Raw genomic sequence first — 1,351 nt, forward strand, 5'->3', positions numbered from 1 at the left:
CTGATCGAAGTCGAAGATCACTGCGGAGGGCTGCCGCCGGGAATCGCCGCGAAGATGTTCGCCCCCTTCAACCAGCACAGTCATGACCGGTCGGGCCTGGGCCTGGGTCTTTCCATCGCCCGCCGGAGCGTCGAGGCGGACTTCGGCACATTGACCGTGCGGGACGTGCCCGGCACCGGTTGCGTCTTCACGATTTCGCTGCCGCGCCACTCGCTCCAGTGACCGTCGGTGCCGCCGGAGGTACGGCGCGCATCCGCGACATCAGGGGAAATCCCTAGACGCCATTCCGCCATGGGCTCAGGCGTGCCTTCCACGAGGGAAACGGTGCTCTCACAGCCCGTTCAATGCCCCTTCACCCCTGGCCCGCTACTTGCAATCATGATCAAAAATGACAGAAAATTTTCTTATCTGACTTATATTTGTAAACTGGTTTTCAAAAAACGCACACTTTCGGGCACGTTGCACCCTTCATGAGCATCACCGTCGACACCCCAGGCACCACCGTGGCCCAGCGCATTGCGCAGGCGCTGCCGCGTCTGTCGCGCTCGCACCGGCAGGTGGCCGACTACGTGCTGGAGCACCCGCTGCAGGTCGCCACGCTGCCCATCGACGAGCTCGCCGCCGCGGTGGGTGTATCGGTCGCCACGGCCAACCGTTTTGCGCGCGCGCTGGACTTCGACGGCTACGCCACCTTCCGCGCCGAGCTTGTGCGCGGCTTCGAGCCGCTGGTGGCGCCGGTGGAGCGCCTGCGCGGCAACCTGGAGCACCCGACCACGGTGGCCGAGGTGTTCGCCACTGCGCTCGACGAGAGCCGCCGCAACATCGAAGCCACGCGCCAGACGCTGGACTACGCCGCCTGCGAAGCCGCGGTGGAGCGCATCGGCAAGGCGCGCTCGATCTACATCGGCGGCTTCGGCGCAAGCGCATGGCTCGCGGGCCTGCTGCAGCACGGGCTGGACGGCAGCTGCAACGACGTGCGCCTGCTCTCGGGCGTCAGCGGCGTCACGCACGCCGCGCGCACGCTGATGCACGCGGGGCCGAAGGACCTGTTCATCGGCCTGACCTTTCCGCGCTACCTGACCGACACCGTGGCGCTCGCGCAAATCGCGCGCGGCCAGGGTTGCGCCGTGCTTGCGCTCACCGACCGCCCCAGCTCGCCGCTGGCGCCGCTGGCCGACGTGGCGCTCTATTGCCAGACCGAAACCAGCTACCGCCCGAACTGCGAAACCAGCGTGGCCGCGCTGATCGAGGGGTTGACCAGCGCGGTGAGTCTGCGCGCGCCCGACCCGGGGGAGTCGGGCGGCCGCATCCTGCAGGGGGGGGGGGCGTGGCTGCAGGGGGCCAGGGGGTT

The 1,351-nt window shown here is 68.0% G+C and carries 2 protein-coding genes; both read left to right on the forward strand.

The window, feature by feature from the left end; genetic code table 11:
* On the forward strand, positions 1-222 hold a 222-nt coding region (locus ACSFA3_RS23550), incomplete at its 5' end, for a sensor histidine kinase (RefSeq protein ID WP_435507840.1).
* 248 nt (positions 223-470) lie between these two features.
* A partial coding sequence (locus tag ACSFA3_RS23555; protein ID WP_435507841.1) for a MurR/RpiR family transcriptional regulator occupies positions 471-1,351 on the forward strand: 881 nt, incomplete at its 3' end.

It is taken from the genome of Variovorax glucosi, assembly GCF_051216695.1.
Lineage (GTDB): Bacteria > Pseudomonadota > Gammaproteobacteria > Burkholderiales > Burkholderiaceae_C > Variovorax.